The organism is Daejeonella sp. (assembly GCF_037719425.1).
Taxonomy (GTDB): Bacteria; Bacteroidota; Bacteroidia; order Sphingobacteriales; family Sphingobacteriaceae; genus Daejeonella.
This window is the reverse complement of sequence record NZ_JBBJNI010000022.1, coordinates 33,427-38,510: the sequence shown is the minus strand read 5'-3', so window position 1 is coordinate 38,510 and position 5,084 is coordinate 33,427. Positions and strand designations below refer to the sequence as shown.

At 42.7% G+C, this 5,084-nt stretch carries 4 protein-coding genes; 1 reads left to right on the top strand and 3 read right to left on the bottom strand.

The genetic code is table 11. The features are described 5' to 3' along the window. Positions 1–1,062, bottom strand: a 1,062-nt coding sequence (locus tag WKF69_RS04920) for an N-6 DNA methylase (protein WP_340379990.1), incomplete at its 3' end; no start/stop codon positions are given. Positions 1,063–1,225: 163 nt separating this feature from the next. On the opposite strand from WKF69_RS04920, the gene WKF69_RS04915 reads away from it, so the two are divergent. Then, on the top strand, positions 1,226–1,693 hold the full coding sequence (locus tag WKF69_RS04915; RefSeq protein WP_340379989.1) for a hypothetical protein: 468 nt from the start codon (positions 1,226–1,228) through the stop codon (positions 1,691–1,693). 306 nt (positions 1,694–1,999) lie between these two features. Here WKF69_RS04915 and WKF69_RS04910 read toward each other — a convergent pair whose 3' ends face one another. Together WKF69_RS04910 and WKF69_RS04905 are read right to left on the bottom strand one after the other, a co-directional pair. After that, on the bottom strand, positions 2,000–3,268 hold the full coding sequence (locus tag WKF69_RS04910) for a hypothetical protein (protein WP_340379988.1): 1,269 nt from the start codon (positions 3,266–3,268) through the stop codon (positions 2,000–2,002). An 81-nt stretch (positions 3,269–3,349) separates the two neighbouring features. After that, positions 3,350–5,084, bottom strand: a 1,735-nt coding sequence (locus WKF69_RS04905; RefSeq protein ID WP_340379987.1) for a hypothetical protein, incomplete at its 5' end; no start/stop codon positions are given.

The window sequence follows — 5,084 nt, the reverse complement described above, 5'->3', positions numbered from 1 at the left end:
CTTTATTTTTGTAGTATCCGCTAAGCCCTGCGGTAAGTTAAATTCAGTTTTTAATATATCGTCTACCGCCCGAACGATAAAATTTACAACCGGCTGCGGTGTGTACCAAACTCCTCTCGCCTTTCGTAACGCAGGATTGTATGCAGCGAGGAAGGTTTCATAAAAGTGAACTACCGGATCTTCCTGCTTAGTACTCTTCCCAAAGTTCCGCATGATGTCTGCTACATCACTTGCTAAAAATATGCTTACCAACTCGTCAATAATCCACACTAAGCGGTCATCCAGATCATATCCGGCAATATCCTGAAATAGCTTACGGAGAAATGGGTTTGATTTCGGTATCAGAGTTGCTGCTTCTTGTCTGCTAAACGTTGGAAGTGTTGGATCGTGATATCTTGCGGCAAACATCCCATACGCTATGGTTTGGGCATAGATATCAGCAAATGCTTTATTATCTATATCGTGAATAAGCATTTGCTTAAAGGAAAGCATCTGGTTTTTTAAACTGCTCCGGTTTTCATTCTCATCATCGAAAATCAACGACTTCTCAATGATATCAGCCATCAATTTTGCCTTACCAGCCATCATTTCAGCCAGCTTCGTCGGACTTTTAATGGTCTGGGAAACCGTTAATGCGAAGTTCTTAATCAAGCCTTCAAAAGCGTCAAAATTACCCGGTATAGGAATTATTACTCCATTTACAATCCCTGCAATCGAAACGCTCGTTGTAAAAACCCCGTCTTTATAAAAGTGGAAATCGAGATAATCGGTAAAAATCAGATTGCTCAGCCCGGATTTGTATCTCTCAAACTGTTCCTTTAAAGTTTTTGAATGCAGGTCAACACCGATATCTTTTGCTTCGATATAACCTACTGGTACATCCTTCCGCGTAAGCATATAATCCGGTGCCCCACAGGCTACTCTGGCTGGTTCATTTGTTACCAGTATATCAGGCAGTAAAGTCATCAGCAGTGTCTGCAAATCGCCCCTGTAAGTATGTTCCCTGCTTATTCCTGTTTTATACCGAAGATTTAAAGTATCGAGATATGATTGAATGGTCATGAGTCAATAATACTAAAATTGAACGAGAATGGAGGTCATCGAAATGGTTATGATAGGGCATTGGGAGGTGCTGACTTAGCACTAGTAAAAAGGTGGATATAAAAGATGAACATTTTCCAAATAAACAAAAAATCTCTAAATTCATTCAACCATTTCCTTTCCTATGAAAAGGCTAGCAAGACATAGATGGGTTGATGTCGAATTCCGAAGTGAAAAACAGTTAATGATCCTTATCTGTGAAGGCCCGTATTATGCCAAAGAGTTTCTGGAATTTCTAAGATACCAACCATATCATTTCGGTAATAGGCCATCGAAAGGTGGCAGCTTCGAGTTAAGTGTGGCGGCCATGACCTACGGCGATGTAGCTGTAAATATTGATCGAAGCCACCGCTCCTTCAAGCACCTCAAAGACTTCGACAGCGGCAAGATTACTCAAGTTACAACTGGTTACATAATGGCGAATAACCGCCTTGCCTATATGAAAGAGACCTTTGCAATCCAGCGCGACCTTAGTGTCGCGGTAAAGCGGAGGGTCTCAAAAAAGAAGGAAAATAAAAAAGCATCCAAAGGCTTTATATCGGGCAATGTCATTAAATTGAAAGAAGTACTTGGAACTCTTTTCAGCAGATAATTTTGTGCCACGTTCGTCTGCCCGCAGGCCGCAGGCATGCCTTTCTACACTAGCAATCCTTAGGTACGTTTCTTAAGCCAAACCACTGAATCTCCGTTCACCGTTATTCCGCATTGGCTGTTGCGGTAATCACAATCCAAGCCTAATCAGTGACTTTAATAGCAACAGGCGCAGCGGTGGGGTTTTGGTTCTTTTGACCAAACAAAAGAACTAGGCCTCCGCGGCCATGAGCGGATGAATTACACATTTTAATCTCCTTGCTGAATCCCAACTTATTAAAGTATAATAACAGATTCCAAACAAAAATTAGAAAAACATATTACTACCATCAAATCTCGGATTCACCACATTATTAAACAAGGACCCAAAACGATACCTTATTCCAAAACTGGTATAATAAGAGTAATTTGAATCTAATTGCCGGCGCCGTGTTAAGAGATCCTCGTTGTTTATATCACCTTTTACAATATTAAGCTGATCACGCTGGAAGGCATAGTAGCCGTTAAAATTCAAAGACAATCCTTTGTACAATCTCAAATCAGTGTACACAGAAAATCTAAGATTGTTTTTTCGAAAATCGTGAAAATAATGCCCGAATGAAGTTGAACCACTCAACTGCCCCCATTTTTGATTGAAGCTGATATTTAAAGAAATATCTTGCTGTAACCTGAGCTCCTCCATTTCTAAGAAGATAGTTTCTTCTTTATAATTCAAATATCTGGCACCCGCCTTATACATAATGCCTAAATAATGATTAGTTGATTCTTTATAAGGAAAGAAATTATATTCTATCGCAGGCTGAACCGAAACCAAAGCATCATAATTACTATAATCAGACCTGTTGGCCGATATATATGCCCCGGCAGATAAATGATTACCCAGCGACCAGACAGTGGTGTTGCTTGCAAAGTAATTCCTGTTCGTAAATTTAAAGGCATCTGCCCCTTCACCAAACCTGTTTTTATTTCTGTTGAAACTTATATTTGTACTTGTCTTATGTTTTTCAGTGATCCGGGAAGCCGAAAACCCGGTACTGAAACTATTAGAAGAATAGTTTTTGTCGCCGTCTAAATATCCGTTCAAACGAACGTTCATAACCCACAAATTCCAGGGATCCTTTTGAGGCGCAGAGTCAGAGCTTTTAGTCGTCGAATCAGCAATAAATGTAATTTGCAGGTCTTTGGCCCTGCTCGTTCTTGCTATATAATTTACCAAACCTAATTTCAAGGTTTGGACAGCCAGTTTCCGGTCCTCGTCATCAGTAGCTGTAGCCTGACGGATATAGCTAAGAGTATCTTTAACACCCGGAAATTGATTCTGTCCGGCAAACTGCAATTGATAATCCCGGCCCCCACTCCCTGTACGTTGTGAATTTATCAGGATATAAATATCAGACTGGAAGCGATCATTTACATAATCTATAAACTTAATTTCACTTTTGATATAATCCAGATCGCAAAAGGACTGACAATCCACGTAAATACGAAGTTTATTATTCGTTTCTGTTTGCCCAAAACCTGTATTTGACGCACTTATTAAAATAAGATACAAAATGAAGATATAGGTAGGTTTCATAAGAGAAAAGTACAGTGATTATTTAAATCAGGAAGTTAAAGTTATTTCCCGAAACAGAAACAAATTAAATCAAGCTCTTACTTACCTGAAGCTATACCCGAGGGATACTCCTGCCGAACTTCTGACCGCACCATCTGAATAAGCAGGAGTCCACATAGCACGTAACAGCAAGCCTTCTTTAAGCGGCTGCAGGCGATAACCAATGTTAGCAACGGCAGCTAAATTCAGGTCAGGTCCCTGAGTAGAACCAGTCGCTAAAAACGATGGAGTAAGACCCAGGCCTGTTTCAATCCCGCTTCGCTCATTTCGGAAGATATAATTATAAGAAAGCGGAATTGCCATACGGTAGCTGGCCTCAAAGTTTTCATAGGAAGTACCTGCATAACTCAAGCCAGCCCTGAAACCCGGCCCGTCATTGCGTCCGGGCTTTAAGCGCATATCAAAATTACCGGATAGTCCCAATCCATTGCCTCCTCCCTCAACAAAAATGGCTTTCCTGTATTTCCCGGGCAAAGGCTTATCGACAAGCTGCTCTGTCTTCTGTTTCGGTACCAAGGGCGGCAATTTGGGTGTGTTAAATGTATAACCTACAGAAACGCCGGGCCACAAGGGAGGATAAAAATACCCCATACCGGTATACATAAATGAGTTGGTTGCCCTCAGCAGTAATTTCGGGCTTGCCTGATAGCGGTATCCTACGTTGAATATTTCGGCCGAGGTTATTTTGCGGCGGGGTTCATCACCATAAAGCTCAATAAAAAAATTCTCCCCTGAAGCATTATGAAAGAATGTGACCCCTAAGCCCATTTCAAAACCATGCTTTCTCTTGCCCAGAACATAGTTCATCCCCAAAGGCAGGGTGGTCCAGTTGCCGGCGTAATCATCCGGTATCCTGCCCAGGCCAACGCGAAAGCCGAAACCATCTTTCCTGTCAGGCTTAATCCGCATATCATAATTAAGGCTCAGTCCCATGCCCGTCCCTAAAAACTCGCCGTACACAATCCGCTGGTACTTACCTGTTGATGGCCCCTTCTGAAGTGCCTTCACCGATTCAGGTGTCTTCTGGAAGCTATACTTATACACCAGGTCGACACCCAAAAATCCAGCACGGGTATTAAACTTCCCCGTATACAACCTATCGTCCATTTGCACCTGTAAGATCCCCTCCCCAATCGGTTTCAGGCCAAAACTCTTTCTCACACCAAACACCAGGCTGCTGCCTGCCGACAATCTCCTTTCTATCCCCAATGACGCGGCCATGTAGAGGTCGAACCGGTGGCCAGTTGTCGGGATGTCGACAAGCAGATCGGCTGGTAGTGTTGCTGGCACATCCGGATCGTAAGGTACCGCGCGATTAAAACCAGTCGTGAACCCGTCAAAATTATCTTCACTGTAGCTATAATACATCAGTGAAGGCTCGGCGAGTATCCTGACGGAGGTGCGTTCATTCAGAACGAAGTTACGCAGGCCACGTGCTGTTAAACCCTGGTACTTGTAGGGGTCAAAATAATAGCCTGTGGCGATGTCGCCCTTATCCTGCTTCGTGCCAAACGCTGCACTCGGCGCGCTAAATTCCATTCCGTAAACAGTGCTTCCTAATGTTATTCCTGCACCAATACCCCATTTTTGATTAAGCATATGGGTATAGGTCACGCCCAGATCATAAGCTATTTTCAAAGGGGCGCTAATGTTGGCCGGAGAAGGGTTCTCAATTTCCGGCTTCTGACTCAGCTTTGGCGTAAAGCGAAACTCAAGTGATTTCTGGCCACGAACCACCTGAGCGGTTGTCAGCATCAGGATTAGCGTAAATATTTTA

What these genes read in the sequence shown, in the direction of transcription:
- WKF69_RS04915 (WP_340379989.1), top strand. Translation starts at nt 1,226, where the DNA reads ATGAAAAGGCTAGCAAGACATAGATGGGTTGATGTCGAATTCCGAAGT.
- WKF69_RS04910 (WP_340379988.1), bottom strand. Translation starts at nt 3,268, where the DNA reads ATGAAACCTACCTATATCTTCATTTTGTATCTTATTTTAATAAGTGCG.